Consider the following 16,475-nt stretch of genomic DNA (forward strand, 5'->3'; position numbering starts at 1 on the left):
ACCTGGGTTTTTCAATAGCCTGCTAAACCTTTTGCCTCCCCGCAAGGCGGGTCATCCGTTGTCCGATGGTTTTATAAAATAGCCCGCCGCCATTACCTGGTCGGCGTCCATCACTATTTTCAGTATGTTTCCGCAACGTTCCCGCGGCACGTCGATCACCCGCAACACGTCGGACAGGTGGGCGTACTCCGGCGCCAGCGCTGTCAACCGGTTCGGCGACTCCGTCAGGAACTGCCGGTTGAAAAGGTTGCCGTGATCCTCCGGGTAGAGGGGGATGTACCGGATACCGGCCTCCACCATGTCCTGGAAAAAATGCGTGCCAAAGGAAAGGTCCGGCTCGTGGGCGCCGGCACGGTAGGCGATCTCGATCAGTACGGCCGTGTTGCAGATATCGGCGTAGGAGACATGAACCCCCTGTTTGATGTCGCCCCTGCTGCCCCAGCGGCCCGGTCCCATCAGGATGAAGCGGCGCCTGGGCAATCGGGTGTTCAGGAGGCCCACCGCCCGTCCGATGTCAAGCATCGTCTCCAGGCTGGACTGAGCCGCGTACTGTTCCGGCGGCACGTAGACGATATGCGTGATCTCCGGAACGCGCCCGTTTGAGATGAAGCGGTGTGCCGTAAAGAGCAGGTCGCATTCCGGGATGTCATGCCGCAGGTCGCCGGGCGCCGTATCGCTCTCAAGGCATTGCGGCCGACACTGCAGCAGGTAGAGATGATCGCCGTCATTGGCGAACTCTATCTCTACCGGCATGCCCATCGCTTCCCGCAGGGTCTGCATGATTGCCCTGATCTGCCTGACGAACGGGGTACGCTTCACCAGCCCTTCAAAGGTGGCGACCAGCTCGTCGTCGTTCAGCTGGAGTTCGAAGGTCGGCAGATGGCAGATCTGGCCGTCGCGGTACGCTGACACCAGCTTGGACAGATGGGGGATGTCGCGTCCGTGCTCCTGGAGGAGCTGCTCAAGTGCAACCGTCTCAAAGACCCGCTCCTGCAGATTGATCAGGTCAACCCGGGTCGGCGAATAGCGACGTATTTCGTTAGGGGTAACGTTCACCCGCAGGCCCGGCTGGCCGGGGGACAGCAGCAAGGGATAGTCGTTGCTGATGCGGTCAACGGCCCGCGTGCCGAGGCCGGGAACCAGCCGGCACAGGCCGTCGTCGCGCCGCAAGCGCGGCGACCAGCGAAATTCATTGGAGCTTAACGCCACCCCGGCAAACAGCGGCAGATGATAGGGGCCGACGCGCCTCCCCACCACCTCCTGGATCAGGATGCCCATCTCTTCGCGAAAATCGAGCAGTCCGCGCTCGGCACGGTAGGCGATCGGGTCCGGTCCGAACACCGATGCGTAAATTTCGGCGATGGCATCGAGCAGGGCATGCAGCCTGGTGCGCTTGTCCCCCTGGTTGTGCAGGAACAGGCTTTTGTATTTGCCCGAAAAAGCGGTGCCGGCACGGTCCTCCAGCAGGCTGGAACTGCGCACGATGATCGGGCGTTCGCCGAAGTCATCCAGTGCATGGGACAGGCCCCGGTACACGTCGGCAGGAAAGCGGGCGTGCTTGAACAACTGGATGATGTTGGGATATTCGAAGCGGATTTGCTCGATATCCTTGTACTTCAGCTCACTGACATCCTCCAGGTCGTTGTGGTGCAGGAACGATGTCAGGCAGTCGGCGGTCAGATACCAGGTTTTGGGTATGCGGATGTCGGCAAGCAGTTCTTCCTTCTCCGCGGCCCGCGCCAGAATGCGCCAGGCAACGAAGAGCCCGGTGCTTTTCCCCCCCAGCCGGCCGTTGCTTTCGGCAGGGTAGATGATCCGGGTTACCAGGTCGAAAAAATCCGATACCCGCAGGTGATGCTTTGCGAAATTGATGAAATCGATGCTGTCGGAAAAGAAACGGCGGATCAGCGATACCCGGAGCCACTTTTCGGTTGATTGCTCAAGGACGGTGCCGTCGCCGATCTGGGCGCGATAGCGCAGGATGACATCGATGATCTTGTCCAGCGATACGGTTGGAGAATCAATGGTCTTGATCAGGAAGCTCAGTCTGTTTTCCTGAATCCAGCGGTGCAGCGAGGAAAGAATCTCTGCGTCGGTCAGGTGGCGCGCGGCAAGGGCGAACACCTGCTCGCTCATCTCAAGGATGTCGTTGCGGGGCTGTTGACGGCTCGGGTAATTAACCTCTGAAGCGGTTTCCGGATGGTGGGCGGCAAAGGTGACGGCAAACGAGTCAAGAAACTGGCGAGCCTCGGTGATGTCGCTCCGGCACAACAGGTAGAGCATTTTGCGGGAGCAGTAGATGTAGAGCCGTTCGTCGGTGCGGCGCAGCGCGTCAACCAGCGCCGGCCATTCGGGGGGTGCCGCCTGCTGCTCGCCGAGTTGTTTCTCCAGGGTGCGCTGCAGCAGGGTCTGGCCGATCCGGTCGGCAATGGTGCGGAGCAGCTTGCTTTCTTTTTCGAGAAAAATACCTTCGGGTGACGGGAGCACCTCGGTTGTGTAGGAAACTTCCAGGGAGCCCGCCTCCCGCTCTCCTGCCGGTATGGGAGCGGACTCGGACCAGGGGGTCGGCTTGAAATGGGGTGGTGCGTACACCACCCCGTCATAGACGATGCGGGCCTGGCAGCGCTCCGGAAAACGCCAGCCTGAGGGGACGGCCGCGATGACGTCGTGCAGAAGCCCCTCAAGCGTGCAGCTGCGTCTGGCCAGCAGCTCCTCGATCCGGTACAGGCAGTTCAACTCCCGTTCCCGTTCGAGCAGGGTCTGTATCAGTTCAGGAGGCTGTTGGTCAGTCTGCATGGGGTTCAGGTCCGTTGAGCGGGGAACGCCGGCTGCGGGAGACCGGAATCATGCCCAGCCACGGGCCTGGACAGCCTTTGCCACACGATTGATGGCAATCACGTATGCCGCGTCACGCATGCTGATCTTCTGCCGCCGCGCAACGTCACCCACGGCAATGTACGCCGAGGTCATGTATTTCTCCAGCTTCTGAAGCACCTCGTTTTTATCCCAGAAATAATTGGTGTTGCACTGTACCTGTTCAAAATAGCTGCAGGTGACGCCGCCGGCATTGGTGAGAAAGTCGGGCAGGGTGAGGATGTTCCGCTGGTGCAGCACCTCGTCGGCCTCCGGTGTTGTCGGCCCGTTGGCCCCCTCGGCAACCACTTTTACACCGGGCGCGATATTTTCCACATTGTCGCGATGTATCTGGCTTTCCAGCGCCGCCGGGATCAGGATGTCCACATCCTGCTCCAGCCAGGCGTCACCCGGCAACAGTTCATAGCCCAGGTCAGCGGCCCGTTTCTTGTCGATAGTGCCGAACTTGTCGGCAATGTCCTGCAGTTCAATAACATTGACCCCGCTCTTTTTGCGATAGGTGTAGCTGGTCATGTCGTTCTGGTCCCAGCAGGATATGGCGAGTACCTTGCCGCCAAGCTGGGTGTAGAGCCGGGCCGCATGTTGCGCGACATTGCCGAACCCCTGGATGCTGGCCGTGGTCTTGTCGAGGGCAATCCCCATTTCATCGAGCGCCGTGACCAGGACATACACCACACCATACCCCGTGGCTTCGGTACGCCCCTGTGATCCGCCGTTGCCCAGCGGCTTGCCGGTAATGAATCCGGGGAAACGGCCTCCATGGATCGTCTCGAATTCATCCAGCATCCACAGCATGTGCTGACCGTCCGTCATCACGTCCGGAGCAGGCACATCGCTCCAGGGGCCGATATTTTTTGCGATCTGCCGGACCCAGCCTCGACAGATCTGCTCCTGCTCGCGCATACTCAACTGGTGCGGGTCGCAGATGACCCCACCCTTGCCGCCCCCCAGCGGAATATCCACCACGGCGCATTTCCAGGTCATCCACATGGAAAGCGCGCGCACCGTATCTACGGTCTCCATGGGATGGAAGCGGATGCCGCCTTTTGCCGGACCCCGCGCGTCGTTGTGCTGTACGCGAAAACCGTTGAACACCCGTACGGTGCCGTCATCCATGCGTACCGGAATGGAAAAGTGATATTCGCGCATCGGCTGCCTGAGCAACTGCCTGACGCCGTCGTCGAGCTCCAGGAGGTCAGCCACCTTGTCAAACTGATATTGGGCGATTTTGTACGGATTATACGAGCTGTGCGTCATGCGATCGGTTCCTTTGCCTGGTTGTATTTTTTGCGGGTATTCAGTACTGTCATGCGATGGGTGCCACAGGCTTGCCAGAATACGAACCTGGACCCGTTCTGACAACTTAAAAAATCACCACAGCTTGCGCGGGCAGATTGCCTCTATTCGTCGGGGCTATCGTGCAGTCTGCCGGGATGCCCGATGGCATGCCGCCGTATTTCCCGGAAACATACTCGTTGCCGTGACACACATCATACCCCCGTAAAGGAGCTTCACATGAACCCGAACTGGAAGATCGACACCGTTGCCGTGCAGGGAGGCTGGGAGCCCAAGGCCGGCGAGCCGCGCATTCTCCCCATCATCCAGAGCACCACCTTCAAGTACGACAGCGCCGAGCACGTCACCAAGCTGTTCGACCTGGAGGCGGCCGGCTTCTTCTACACCCGTCTGGCCAACCCCACCACCGACGGCTTCGAGCGCAAGATCGCCCAGATGGAGGGGGGCGTGGGGGCCATGGCCACCTCGTCCGGCCAGGCAGCCACCACCCTCGCCATCATGAACATCTGTCAGGCCGGCCAGCATATCGTCACCGCCAGCACCCTCTACGGCGGCACCTACAACCTGTTCGCCGTGACCCTGCCCAAGATGGGGATCGAGGTGACCTTCGTGGACCCGGAGCTGCCGGCCGAGGAGATCAAGAAGGCGTTCCGCCCCAACACCCGCTGCCTTTTTGCCGAGACCATCGGCAACCCCGGCCTCAATGTTCTCGACTTTGAAAAGTTCGCCGCCATCGCCAACGAGATGCAGGCGCCGCTGATCATCGACAACACCTTCGGTACCCCCTATCTCTGCCGTCCCTTCGAACACGGCGCCCATATCGTGATCCACTCGGCCACCAAGTACATCGACGGCCATGCCACCAGCGTGGGCGGGGTGATTGTGGACGGTGGCACCTTCGACTGGACCTGCGGCCGGTTCCCTGAACTGACCGAGCCGGACATCAGCTACCACGGCCTGGAGTACGTCAAGACCTTCGGCCCCCTGGCCTACATCGTCAAGGCCCGGGTGCAGCTGATGCGCGACCTGGGGACTCCGCCGGGGCCGCTTAACTCCTTCCTGTTCAACCTGGGGCTGGAGACCCTGCACCTGCGCATGCAGCGCCACAGCGACAACGCCCTGGCGGTGGCGAAATTCCTTGAAACCCATCCCCTGGTGAGCTGGGTCTGCTATCCGGGGCTGGAGAGCCACCCGACCCACGACCGGGCGAAAAGGTACCTGCCCAAAGGGTGCAGCGGCGTGTTGACCTTCGGCATCAAGGGGGGCGCCGAGGCGGGGCGGAAGTTCATGGAATCGACGAAGCTCGTGGCCCTGGTGGTGCATGTGGGTGACGCCCGCAGTTGCGTGCTGCACCCGGCCAGCACCACCCACCGTCAGCTCTCCGAGGAACAGCAGGAGTCCAGCGGCGTCAAGCCGGACCTGATCCGCCTGTCCATCGGCATCGAGGATGCCGGCGACCTGATCGAGGATATTGATCAGGCATTAAAGGCGAGCCAGCAGTGACGGGGCAGGGGGCATGAAGCAGAAAATCCTCATCATCGACGACGACACCTCACTCAGACGGGTGCTGGAGTTCAACCTCCAGGAGGCGGGCTACCAGACAGCGGCAGCCGCCTCCGGCGAGGAGGGGCTGCGTCTGTTCGGCGAAGTGGAGCCGGCCCTGGTGATCAGCGACATGAAGATGCCGGGCATGGACGGCATGCAGGTGCTGAAAAGCATCAAGGAGGGGGCTCCGGACACCCCGGTGATCATGATCACCGCCTTCGGCAGTGTGGACATGGCGGTGGAGGCGATGAAGGCCGGAGCCTACGACTACATCACCAAGCCGTTCAACCGGGATGAGCTGCGCCTGACCGTGGCCAAGGCGTTGCAGTTCAGCAGCCTGTCGCAAGAGAATCGGCACCTCAAATCCCAACTGACTGACCGTGCCGATTTCAGCGCCATCATCGGCAGCTCCCCGGCCATGGAAAAGGTGTTCCAGGTGGTGGCCAAAGTGGCGGATACCGAGGCCTCGGTACTGATCACCGGTGAGTCGGGCACCGGCAAGGAGCTGGTGGCCCGCTCCATCCACAGCCGCAGCAGCCGCGCCAGCGGTCCCTTTGTGGCGATCAACTGCGCCGCCATCCCCCATGATCTGCTGGAAAGCGAGTTGTTCGGCCATGTGAAAGGGGCCTTTACCGGCGCGGTGCGGGACAAGAGCGGCAGATTTGCCCTTGCCGACGGCGGCACCCTGTTTCTGGACGAAGTGGGGGAGCTGCCGCCGGCACTGCAGCCCAAGCTGCTCAGGGCGTTGCAGGAGCGGATGATTGAGCCCGTGGGAGGGACGAAGCCGGTCAAGCTGGATGTGCGGGTGGTGGCTGCCACCAACCTGGATATGGAAAAAGCCATGAGCGACGGCACCTTCCGCGAAGACCTCTACTACCGGCTGGCCGTGATTCCGCTGCATCTGCCGCCGCTGCGCCAGCGGCGGGACGATATTGCACTGCTGTTGCGCCACTTCTGCGGCCGCCACGGTGCTGAAAAGGTGCAGTTCGACACGGCTGCCCTTGCCGCTCTGTTGGCCTATCCCTGGCCCGGCAACGTGCGCGAGCTGGAAAACCTGGTGGAACGGCTCTTGATCATGCGCAACGGCGATACCATCACCGTGGCGGATCTGCCGGAGAAAATCCTCAACCACGAGCGGCCGGCAACGGCCGGCTCGGTGGTCAATCTCCCCCCTGACGGTTACTCCCTGGAGGAGCTGGAGCGGGAGGTGGTGGTGCAGGCCCTGGAGCGCAACAGCTGGAACCAGACCGCCGCCGCCCGCTTCCTGCGTATCCCCCGTCATACCCTGTTGTACCGGATGGAGAAGTATGCCATCACCCCGCCGTAGGATATGCCACGCCCCGCTGTAGAATATTCTTCATGTGTAGTGCCCGCCAAATCAATTTCGTAAATAAAGTCCAATAATTCAGCTATCTTGTCTTCTTGGCACGGGATGTGTAAATCTGAAGGCATTTCATTCGACGGGATTGTCCGCTCATGATGCCGAAGGTTGCTTCATTTTGTCTCTCCCTGGTACTGCTACTGCCGCTTGCGGCCGCTGCTGATCCGGTGTTGCCGGTTGAAAACGGCGTGGTGACCTCAAAGGCCGGCTGGCGGCAGGACCCCTTCGGCAGCGGCAGGCTGGTGTATCACCGCGGTACCGACATCGCCGTGCCGGTGGGAACGCCGGTGAAGGCCGTGCGGCCGGGACGGGTGGCGCTGGCCGGCTGGCACGGCGCCTACGGTGTTGCCGTGATTCTGGAGCATGCCGACGGCAGCCGCACCCTGTACGGCCACAACGCCCTGGCACGGGTGCAGCCGGGAGAGACGGTGGAGGCGGGAGCCGTCATCGCTCTGTCCGGCAACAGCGGCAGGTCAACCGGTCCCCATGTGCACTTTGAAGAGTTGTCGCCGGTGGAGCCGTTGCCTGCGCTGGCTGCCGCGTCACCGCAGCAGGAGACGTCGCAGGCGGCGGTCCGTGCCGGAGTGCTGCTGCAGGAGCAGCGCCTTGAAGCGGCCTTGAACGCGGCGTTGCGCAGGATCAACCGCCTGCCGGAAGAGGCGGCGGTCAGTGCTCTTGGAGGAGGACAGGAGGAACCATGAGGTTTCAAAGCGTGCTGTTCATGATGGTCATGGTGCTGGCGAGCGTCGCGCCGCAGATGGCGGCTGCCCAGCCGGAGAGCCTGGAGCAGCTGGTGGCCGAGGCTCTGGCCAACAATCCGGAGATAAAGGCGTCCGAAGCACGCTGGCGGATGTTTGCCGGCAGGGTGAAGCAGGCGGGGGGGCTGGAGGACCCAATGCTGATGCTGAAGGCCCAGAACCTGCTGGTCCGCGATCCCCTTACCTTCAACCGCGACGCCACCACCGCCAAGGTGATCGGCATCTCCCAGCAACTGCCCTTCTGGGGCAAGCGGGCCTTGCGGGAAGAGATCGCCACCCTTGAGGCGGAGAGCTACCGCCACAGCATCGAAGAGCGCAAGCTGGAGCTGGCCCGGATGGTCAAGGAGACCTGGTACCAACTCTATGCCACGGACAAGTCCCTGGCGATCATCGAGAAGAACCTGAAGATCATGGATGACTTTCTGACCATTGCCGAGGCCAAATACGCCGTGGGTCAGGGGGCCCAGGCCGATATTTACAAGGCCGGCCTGGAAAAATCAAAAATGCTGGATATGCAGATATCCCTTCAACAGAAACGCACAAGCCTGGCAGCAAACCTCAACTACCTGCTGTACCGGCCGGGCACCACGCCGGTACCCCCCATTCCCGAGTTCCCCCTGCCTGAGCTTACGCAACGTGTCGAGCAGTTAAACGCCCTTGCCCTGAAAAAACGCCCCCAGGTCAAAGGTCTCACGGCGCTGGCAAACAAGGGCGCTGCTGCCCGCCGTCTGGCCCACAAGGAGTTCTGGCCCGACGTGAACGTCTCCTTTGAGTATATGTTCCGCGAATCTGTGCAAAACGGCATGGCCAATGACCCCGGGTACAACATGTTTACCCTGGGCCTGACTTTCAACCTGCCGGTGCAGTGGAGCCGGCGGCAGGCCATGGTGGCTGCGTCGTCATCGGAAACGGCCATGGCCACGGATGAACTGAACGGCCTGAAAAACAGTATCAGCTATGTCATCAACGACAGTCTGGCCCAACTGGAACGGCGCAAGCGGCTGGTGGAGCTGTACAGGGGGGGGATCATTCCCCAGGCCGAACAGTCCCTGGAATCGGCCCTGATCGGCTACCGGGTCAACAAGGTGGATTTTCTGACCGTGCTCGACGGCAGGGTGAGCCTGTTCAATTACGAGCGGGAGTTGTTCGAGTCCCAGGCCGAGTACATGATGCAGCTTGCGCGGCTGGAAGCGGCGGTGGGAACGGATCTGGCGCTTTCCGCTCCGCACGAGACGAAACACTAGAGGTATCTCATGAACCTGAACAAGAAAATTGCCATCCCCCTTTCTATCCTGGCCCTGTCCGTGGCGGGTGCAAGCTGGTTCTACAAGAGCGGTACGTTCTCCAAACAGACCGAGCTGCACAAGGCCGACGGCGCACGTCACCAGGAGCAGAGTGCGCCGCCGCTCTATACCTGCCCGATGCATCCCTTCATCATCAAGGATGCGCCGGGCACCTGCCCGATCTGCGCCATGGAGTTGGTGAAGAAGGTGACCGGTGCCGCCGACACCACGGCGCTGACTCCGGAGCAGCAGCAGGAGATGGCCCGGCTGGGACAGATCGCGCTTTCGCCCACCCAGCGGGTGATGGCCAACGTGGCGGTGCAGGAGGCCAGGGTGCAGGAGTTGACCAGGGAGATCACCGCCGTGGGGCTGGTGCAGTACGACCAGTCCCGCCAGGCCAAGGTGACCGCCTGGATCGCCGGAAGGATCGATGCCCTGCACGTCAATACCGTGGGAAGTCAGGTCAGCAGGGACCGGCCGGTTGCGGAGCTGTACTCTCCCGATCTGCTGGCCACGCAGCAGGAATACCTGCTGGCGGTGAAAAGCCGCGACCGTTTGAAAAACTCGCCGATTCCGGCCGTCGCACAGAACGGCGAGGGGCTGGTGGCGGCGGCCCGACAGCGCCTGATGCTGTTCGGTGTCAAGGAGCAGCAGATCGCCGAGCTGGAAAAAGCCGGCACCCCCACCATCAAACTGCCGATCTATACGCCGCTCTCCGGGGTGGTGGTGGAAAAGATGGTGCAGCAGGGGCAGTATGTGAATGTGGGGGATGTGCTGTTCAATGTTGCCGATCTTTCCCGTGTCTGGGTGGAAATCGAGGTGTATGAAAGCGAATTCCGGAACATCAGGATCGGCCAGGCCGTTGAGATCCGTTCCCAATCTTTTCCGGGGCGGGGATTCAGTGGCCGGGTGGCCTTCATCTATCCTTTTCTTGATCCCAAGACCCGCACGGTGAAGGCCCGGGTGGAACTGCCCAATCCGGGCATGCTGCTCAAGCCGGACATGTTCGTCAACGCCGTGCTCAAGGTGGGGGCGGGCGCGGCGGTAACGGTACCGGTCACGGCGGTGATGGATTCCGGCAAACAGCAGACGGTCTGGGTGGAGATACGGCCCGGCGTTTTTGAGCCGCGCATGGTGCAGGTGGGACAGCGTACCGATGCCCTGGTGCAGATACTGTCCGGTGTCAGGGCCGGTGAAAAGGTGGCGGTGTCCGGTGCCTACCTGATCGATTCCGAATCGAAACTGCGGGGGGGCGCCGCTGAGGATCACAGCCAGCATACCGGCGGTGCACAGCCTGAAGGCAAAGTCCCGGCGGTTCCGCAGCAGCCGGCGCCGGGCAAGAAGCCGCTGAATATGGATGATATGAAGATGTAGGATTTTCCCCCTTGATAAAGGGGGACTTCAAAGCTCAAAGGCATATCCTTATGATTGAAAAAATCATCGAATATTCCGCCCGTAACCGGTTTGTGGTGCTGCTGCTGTTCGGACTGGTCACCGCCTGGGGACTCTGGGCGGTCCGCACCACTCCGGTGGACGCCATCCCCGACCTGTCCGACAACCAGGTGATCGTCTTTACCGACTATCCGGGCCGGTCTCCCCAGGTGGTGGAGGACCAGGTCACCTACCCCTTGGCCACCAACCTGCAGGGGCTGCCCCAGGTGAAGGCGGTGCGGGCCTCCAGTGCCTTCGGCTTCTCGATGATTTACGTGATCTTCGAAGACAAGGCCGATATCTACTGGGCGCGGACCAGGGTGCTGGAGCGGCTCAATTACGCCGCCTCGCTTTTGCCCCCCGGCGTGGTGCCAACCCTGGGGCCCGACGGCACCGGCGTGGGGCATGTGTTCTGGTACACCCTGGAGGGAAAAGGGTACGATCTTGAGCAGCTGCGCACCCTGCAGGACTGGTTCGTGCGCTACCAGTTGGGCACGGTGCAGGGGGTGGCCGAGGTGGCTTCCATCGGCGGTCTGGTGCGGGAGTACCAGATCGACCTGGACCCGGTGAAGCTGCAGGCCTACAACATCACCAGCGGCCGGGTGATGGAGGCGGTGCGCGGCTCCAACAAGGATGTGGGGGGACGGCTGCTGGAGCAGGCCGACGCCGAGTACCTGATCCGCGGCCAGGGCTACGTCAAGACCCGGGAGGACCTGGAGAATATCGTGGTGGGGGCCGACATGCGCGGCACCCCGATCTACGTCAAGAACCTGGGTACGGTGCAGATGGGGGGCGCCATCCGCCGGGGACTGCTGGACTTGAACGGCGAAGGGGAGGCCGTGGGCGGCATCGTGGTGATGCGCTACGGCGAGAACGCCAGCGACGTGATCAGCCGGGTGAAGGAAAAAATCACGGCCCTGGAAAAGGGCCTGCCCCCCGGTGTGAAGATCAAGGTGGCCTACGACCGCTCCGACCTGATCAAGCGAGCCATCGCCACCCTGAAAACTTCGCTTCTGGAGGAGTCCGTCGTGGTCTCCCTGGTGATCCTGGCCTTCCTGCTGCATTTCCAGAGCTCCCTGGTGATCGTGCTGACCCTGCCGATCGCCGTGCTGATCTCCTTCATCACCATGAAACTGATGGGGGTCACCTCCAACATCATGTCCCTGGGAGGGATCGCCATCGCCATCGGTGTGCTGGTGGATGCCGGGGTGATCATGGTGGAGAACTGCTACCGCCACTTGTCGGAGATGCCGCCGGAGGAGCGCAGGGAAAAACGGCTGGAAGTGATCATCGCCTCCTCGAAGCAGGTGGGACGGGCCATCTTCTTTTCGCTCGCCATCATCGTGCTCTCCTTTGTGCCGGTCTTTCTGCTGGAAGGGCAGGAGGGGAAGATGTTCCACCCGCTGGCCTTCACCAAGACCTTTTCCATGGTCGCCTCGGCGGTGATCGCCATCACCCTGGTGCCGGTGCTGATGTATTTTTTCATGCGGGGCACAATGCCGCCGGAAAGCGCCAATCCGGTCTCCTCCTTCTTCATCCGGCTCTACGCGCCGGTGATCCGCTGGGTGCTGGTCTGGAAAAAGACCACCATTGCCCTGAACATCGCGGCCCTGGCCCTGGCGGTGCCGCTGTTCATGAAGATGGGGAGCGAGTTCATGCCCCCCCTGGACGAGGGGTCGCTGCTCTACATGCCGGTGACCCTGCCCAACGTTTCTCTCACCGAGGCCAAGCGGATTCTCCAGGTGCAGGACGCGGTCATCAAGAGCGTCCCGGAGGTGGAGCAGGTACTGGGTAAGGCGGGGCGGGCCGAGACCTCCACCGACCCGGCGCCGGTTTCCATGTTTGAAAGCATCATCATCCTGAAACCGAAGGAGCAGTGGCGGCCGGGGGTGAAGAAGGCGGACATCGTGGCCGAGCTGGACGCGAAACTGCAGCAGATCGGCGTGCGTAACGGCTGGACCCAGCCGATCATCAACCGGATCAATATGCTTTCCACCGGGGTGCGTACCGACCTGGGGGTGAAGATTTTCGGTTCCGACCTGAACGTGCTGAAGGACCTGGCGGTGCAGGCGGAAGGGATCCTGAAGACGGTGCCGGGGGCTGCCGACGTGGTGGCGGAGCGGGTCACCGGCGGCAATTACCTGGATATCGAGATCGACCGCGAAGCCGCGGCCCGCTACGGTGTCGGCGTGGCGGAGATCCAGGACGTGATTTCCACCGCCCTGGGGGGGGAGACCCTCACCACCACGGTGGAGGGGCGCAACCGCTTTCCGGTGCGTATCCGCTACCTGCGGGACTACCGCGACAACATCCCGGCCATCCAGCGCATCCTGGTGGGTGGGATGAACGGCGCCCAAGTGCCGCTGTCGCTGGTGACGAAGGTGAAGGTTTCCACCGGCGCGCCGGAGATCAACAGCGAGGGGGGGCTACTGCGCTCCATCGTCTTTCTCAACGTGCGGGACCGGGACATGGGGGGCTTCGTGAACCAGGCCAAGCAGACCCTGGAGCAGCAGTTGAAGCTCCCCGCCGGCTACTACGTCACCTGGTCCGGGCAGTGGGAGAACCAGGTGCGGGCCAAGGCGCGGCTGCAACTGCTGGTGCCGCTGGGCATGGTGATCATCTTCGTGCTGCTCTACTTCACTTTCCATTCCGCCCTGGAGGCGGCCATGGTGATGCTGTCGGTCCCCTTCGCCCTGGTGGGGGGGGTCTACCTGGTCTCGGCCCTGGGGTACAACCTCTCGGTGGCGGTCTGGGTCGGCTTCATCGCCCTGTACGGCATCGCGGTGGAGACCGGGGTGGTGATGGTGATCTACCTGCACGAGGCCCTGGACAAACGGCTGAAGCTGGGACCGGTGACGGAACAGGATATCTACGACGCCACCTTTGAGGGGGCGGTGCTGCGGCTGCGGCCCAAGCTGATGACCGTAGCGGTGGCCCTGCTGGGACTGGTGCCGATCATGTGGTCCTCCGGCACCGGCGCCGACGTGATGAAGCCGATCGCTGCCCCCATGATCGGCGGCATGATTTCCTCGGCAGTGCATGTGCTGATCATGACCCCGGTGATATTCGTGCTGATGAAGAAGCGGGAGTTGGTCAAGGGGACGTTGAAGTATTCGGGGATGAAGCATTAAGACGGGCGCGCCTTTTCCGCGATATCTGCGTCAGGCTTCACCATGCGCTTGTGCGGCGTAGCGCTGCTACGCCTCCGCGGCATGGCTTGCCTTCCTTGATCTCGCGAAAAAATCGCACCCGACAGGAAAACCGGAACGCCCGGAAACACGAAAAGGAGAAGCATTATGAAAAAACTGGTACTTGCAGTTGCAGCAGTTATGGCCCTGGCAGCTCCGGCGGCCTTTGCCGCCTCCGATCACGGCAAGCACGGCGGGCATGGCAGCAGCGCCCATGAAGAGGTGGTGGACGGGGTCAAGGCGGTCTTTACCGTCCAGACCATGAAGGAGGCGATGAAGGCCATGGGGATGGAGCTGCCCAAGGGGGTGAAGGAGACCCACCATATCCAGGTGGGCTTCACGGACCTGAAAAGCGGTAAAGCCCTGACCGAGGGGGAGGTGGCCATCAAGGTGCTGGCCCCGGACAAGACGGAGCAGACCAAAAACCTGTCAGCGATGCAGGGGCATTTCGGCGGCGATTTCGTGATGGCCAAAAAGGGGCGCTACGGCGTGATGAGCAAGTTCAGGCTGAAAGACGGCACAGTCCGCCAGGCACGGTTCTGGTATCAGGTGAAGTAGCAGGAGACGATTCCTGCGGGGTAGCACCGGAAAGGCAGTTGTTCTCTACGCAAGGGATGCCCAGGGGGGCAGCCGTGAGCACGCTGGAACAACAGCCTTTCCGGCGTTTGCACGCGACGCTCCTGTCAGCGTTTTTCAGGGGTGCACTCCATGGCCTCAAGTCGGACCGCCGTAACCTGTTCGGGTAACATCAGCGGCAGACTCTCGGCAAGATTTCGTTCTCCCCTGCCGTCTTTCATCGGTATGGTACCGAAGTGATGGATGACGCCCCGTGCTCGGGACGGTTCGGTAGTGGTGGGCTGGGGCTGGTAGTTCGGGGTACGGAGAGGTTGTCCGGTTTTTTCCTGGGGGCCGACGCCGGGTTGGAGCGGCGTACCGCCGGGAAGCGTTTTCTCCTCTGCCGTGTTGGTGAAGGAAAGGTTGAAGTTCCGGGTGACTGCGGAGCTGTACTGAATTGTGCAGCGGTACGGCAGGCTGGCAGCTGTCTGGGAAGCACTGCGCGCCAGCAGCGTGCCACCCAACTGGCACTCGCCCGACGGGCGTCCCGGCATGCCGCAGCGTAGTGAGGTCTGGACTGCCTGGATACTGGCGGACGGATCATGCTGCGGCGGGTGGTAGGTAAGATCAAGGGCGCCTGCCGATGGAGCCGCGCACACTGCACCGGCGATCATAGCTGCCGTCAGGCTGGAAATTCGGCGTACACCCTGTTGCATGTCATCCTCCCGTTTTCAGAATGTGTCTCGCTGAAGTTCATCACGCCTGTGGCAAAGAATTGCCCTGACAATCCTGCGTGATCTCATGACGGCTTCGTTCCCGTTCCGCGCAGATACTCCAGAAGCTCCCCGAAATCAGGGGGCGGCTCGCTGGTGAATTCGAGAAACTGTTCGCTGACCGGATGAACAAATCCCAATACCCTGGCATGCAGCGCCTGGCGCCCCAGGGCGCGGATCATCCCCTGCAGGCGGCTGTCCTTCAGGTTGTTGCACCTGCCACCGTCGGGGTAGAGCGGGTCTCCCAGTAGCGGCATGCCGGCTTCGGTGAGGTGTACCCGGATCTGGTGGGTGCGGCCGGTCTCCAGGCGCAGTTGCACCAGGCTGGCCGGGCCGAACCGTTCCAGCACCCGCCAGTTGGTGACCGCCTGCTTGCCGTGGCGGGCCGATCCCGAAAGTCGCAGCCGTTCCGTGGGGTGCCGGCCGATGATGCCGCTGATTCTTCCGGTGTCGGTTTTCGGGGAGCCGTAGACCAGAGCCCAGTAGAGCCGCTTGACGCTGTGTTCGGCAAACTGGTTGGCCAGTCCCCGGTGGGCGGTGTCGTTCTTGGCCGCCACCAGCAGGCCGGAGGTCCCCTTGTCCAGGCGGTGGACGATACCGGGGCGAAGTTCGCCGCCGATGCCGGAAAGATCGTCGCAATGGGCCAGCAGGGCATTGACCAGGGTGCCGGTATCGACACCGGCGCCGGGATGAACGGTCATGCCTGCCGGCTTGTCGATGACGATCAGGGCGTGGTCCTCGTAGATCACGGTCAGCGGAATAGCCTCCGGCCGGGGCAGTGCGGCAACCGGCGGCGGCACCGTCACCTCCACCCTCTCCCCCCCGCGCAATTTCAGGGAGACCCGTGGCGTCTGCCCCTCCACCAATACCCGCCCCTCCTCCACCAGGCGCTGCACCGCGGAGCGGCTCTGGTCCGGCAGTGTCGCTGCCAGAAATGCGTCCAGCCGTTGTCCGGTCGCTTCCGGCGGTATCAGCAGGTGATGGGTCGGTTCGTCGTGCATGGAAGGGTCTCGAATGATGAAAGGCGTGTCTCCTGGACACGCCTTTGCTGATGTCAGGCTGCCGGAAGGGCAGCAGTTACCAGATGGAGGACTCGATCTTGCCGGCACGCTTGATCAGGATATCCACCAGGGTCAGTTCGAACATCCGTTCCGGGTCCAGGTTCGGCGAGACGCGGGAGAGGAAATGCTGCCGTCCCTCTTCGATCTCTTCGGCGAGCAGCTCGAAAATGCTGTCCTCCTTGATGCCGCGTTCCACTTTTTCCTGGTTGTAGATCGCCACATCGGACAGGATCGCCCGCGCCAGCCGTGCCGCCTGATCCCGGTTGGTGATGATGTTCATGACGTCTCCTTGGAATGCCTGTCTGCTACCGTGAAAGTGTAGACCACCTG

General features: G+C 62.1%; 12 protein-coding genes. 7 read left to right on the forward strand and 5 right to left on the reverse strand.

Annotation, left to right across the window (positions count from 1 at the left end; all coding sequences use genetic code 11):
* Positions 1-51: 51 nt before the first annotated feature.
* Both RAK07_RS02800 and RAK07_RS02805 read right to left on the reverse strand, forming a co-directional pair.
* Positions 52-2,796, reverse strand: a complete 2,745-nt coding sequence (locus RAK07_RS02800; protein ID WP_305731332.1) for a PEP/pyruvate-binding domain-containing protein — start codon at positions 2,794-2,796, stop codon at positions 52-54.
* Positions 2,797-2,844: 48 nt separating this feature from the next.
* A complete protein-coding gene (locus RAK07_RS02805; protein WP_305731333.1) occupies positions 2,845-4,131 on the reverse strand; it encodes a Glu/Leu/Phe/Val family dehydrogenase in 1,287 nt (428 codons plus the stop codon).
* 258 nt (positions 4,132-4,389) lie between these two features.
* On the opposite strand from RAK07_RS02805, the gene RAK07_RS02810 reads away from it, so the two are divergent.
* The 7 genes from RAK07_RS02810 (at position 4,390) to RAK07_RS02840 (ending at position 14,314) form a co-directional block, all read left to right on the forward strand.
* Positions 4,390-5,673 (forward strand): O-acetylhomoserine aminocarboxypropyltransferase/cysteine synthase family protein, encoded by a 1,284-nt coding sequence (locus tag RAK07_RS02810; protein ID WP_305731334.1) that lies wholly within the window; start codon positions 4,390-4,392, stop codon positions 5,671-5,673.
* Positions 5,674-5,686: 13 nt separating this feature from the next.
* The gene (locus RAK07_RS02815) at positions 5,687-7,042 is read left to right on the forward strand and encodes a sigma-54-dependent transcriptional regulator (RefSeq protein ID WP_305731335.1); all 1,356 of its coding nucleotides are present in this window, start codon (positions 5,687-5,689) and stop codon (positions 7,040-7,042) included.
* A gap of 149 nt (positions 7,043-7,191) precedes the next feature.
* The gene (locus RAK07_RS02820; RefSeq protein WP_305731336.1) at positions 7,192-7,797 is read left to right on the forward strand and encodes a M23 family metallopeptidase; all 606 of its coding nucleotides are present in this window, start codon (positions 7,192-7,194) and stop codon (positions 7,795-7,797) included.
* Positions 7,794-9,098 carry a TolC family protein gene (locus RAK07_RS02825; protein WP_305731337.1) on the forward strand — a complete coding sequence of 435 codons (1,305 nt, stop codon included), beginning with the start codon at positions 7,794-7,796 and terminating at the stop codon, positions 9,096-9,098. Before RAK07_RS02820 ends, RAK07_RS02825 begins: the two co-directional genes overlap by 4 nt.
* A 9-nt stretch (positions 9,099-9,107) precedes the next feature.
* Positions 9,108-10,511 (forward strand): efflux RND transporter periplasmic adaptor subunit, encoded by a 1,404-nt coding sequence (locus RAK07_RS02830; protein WP_305731338.1) that lies wholly within the window; start codon positions 9,108-9,110, stop codon positions 10,509-10,511.
* 50 nt (positions 10,512-10,561) lie between these two features.
* Entirely contained in the window at positions 10,562-13,699 is a 3,138-nt protein-coding gene (locus tag RAK07_RS02835) for an efflux RND transporter permease subunit (RefSeq protein WP_305731339.1), read from the forward strand.
* A 165-nt stretch (positions 13,700-13,864) separates the two neighbouring features.
* A complete protein-coding gene (locus RAK07_RS02840; RefSeq protein ID WP_305731340.1) occupies positions 13,865-14,314 on the forward strand; it encodes a hypothetical protein in 450 nt (149 codons plus the stop codon).
* Positions 14,315-14,439: 125 nt separating this feature from the next.
* Here RAK07_RS02840 and RAK07_RS02845 read toward each other — a convergent pair whose 3' ends face one another.
* The 3 genes from RAK07_RS02845 to RAK07_RS02855 all read right to left on the reverse strand — a co-directional run bounded on the left by RAK07_RS02845 (position 14,440) and on the right by RAK07_RS02855 (position 16,425).
* Complete coding sequence (locus RAK07_RS02845) at positions 14,440-15,027, reverse strand: hypothetical protein (RefSeq protein ID WP_305731341.1); 588 nt, start codon at positions 15,025-15,027, stop codon at positions 14,440-14,442.
* An 83-nt stretch (positions 15,028-15,110) separates the two neighbouring features.
* Positions 15,111-16,085, reverse strand: coding sequence for an RluA family pseudouridine synthase (locus RAK07_RS02850; protein ID WP_305731342.1), 975 nt, complete (start codon positions 16,083-16,085; stop codon positions 15,111-15,113).
* A gap of 76 nt (positions 16,086-16,161) precedes the next feature.
* On the reverse strand, positions 16,162-16,425 hold the full coding sequence (locus RAK07_RS02855; protein ID WP_305731343.1) for a hypothetical protein: 264 nt from the start codon (positions 16,423-16,425) through the stop codon (positions 16,162-16,164).
* Positions 16,426-16,475: the final 50 nt, after the last annotated feature.

The organism is Trichlorobacter ammonificans (assembly GCF_933509905.1).
In the GTDB taxonomy this organism is placed as follows: domain Bacteria; phylum Desulfobacterota; class Desulfuromonadia; order Geobacterales; family Pseudopelobacteraceae; genus Trichlorobacter; species Trichlorobacter ammonificans.

Bases quoted from the DNA above. Each gene is read 5' to 3' on its own strand.
- RAK07_RS02800 (WP_305731332.1), bottom strand. From the start codon at position 2,796: ATGCAGACTGACCAACAGCCTCCTGAACTGATACAGACCCTGCTCGAA.
- RAK07_RS02805 (WP_305731333.1), bottom strand. From the start codon at position 4,131: ATGACGCACAGCTCGTATAATCCGTACAAAATCGCCCAATATCAGTTT.
- RAK07_RS02810 (WP_305731334.1), top strand. From the start codon at position 4,390: ATGAACCCGAACTGGAAGATCGACACCGTTGCCGTGCAGGGAGGCTGG.
- RAK07_RS02815 (WP_305731335.1), top strand. From the start codon at position 5,687: ATGAAGCAGAAAATCCTCATCATCGACGACGACACCTCACTCAGACGG.
- RAK07_RS02820 (WP_305731336.1), top strand. From the start codon at position 7,192: ATGATGCCGAAGGTTGCTTCATTTTGTCTCTCCCTGGTACTGCTACTG.
- RAK07_RS02825 (WP_305731337.1), top strand. From the start codon at position 7,794: ATGAGGTTTCAAAGCGTGCTGTTCATGATGGTCATGGTGCTGGCGAGC.
- RAK07_RS02830 (WP_305731338.1), top strand. From the start codon at position 9,108: ATGAACCTGAACAAGAAAATTGCCATCCCCCTTTCTATCCTGGCCCTG.
- RAK07_RS02835 (WP_305731339.1), top strand. From the start codon at position 10,562: ATGATTGAAAAAATCATCGAATATTCCGCCCGTAACCGGTTTGTGGTG.
- RAK07_RS02840 (WP_305731340.1), top strand. From the start codon at position 13,865: ATGAAAAAACTGGTACTTGCAGTTGCAGCAGTTATGGCCCTGGCAGCT.
- RAK07_RS02845 (WP_305731341.1), bottom strand. From the start codon at position 15,027: ATGCAACAGGGTGTACGCCGAATTTCCAGCCTGACGGCAGCTATGATC.
- RAK07_RS02850 (WP_305731342.1), bottom strand. From the start codon at position 16,085: ATGCACGACGAACCGACCCATCACCTGCTGATACCGCCGGAAGCGACC.
- RAK07_RS02855 (WP_305731343.1), bottom strand. From the start codon at position 16,425: ATGAACATCATCACCAACCGGGATCAGGCGGCACGGCTGGCGCGGGCG.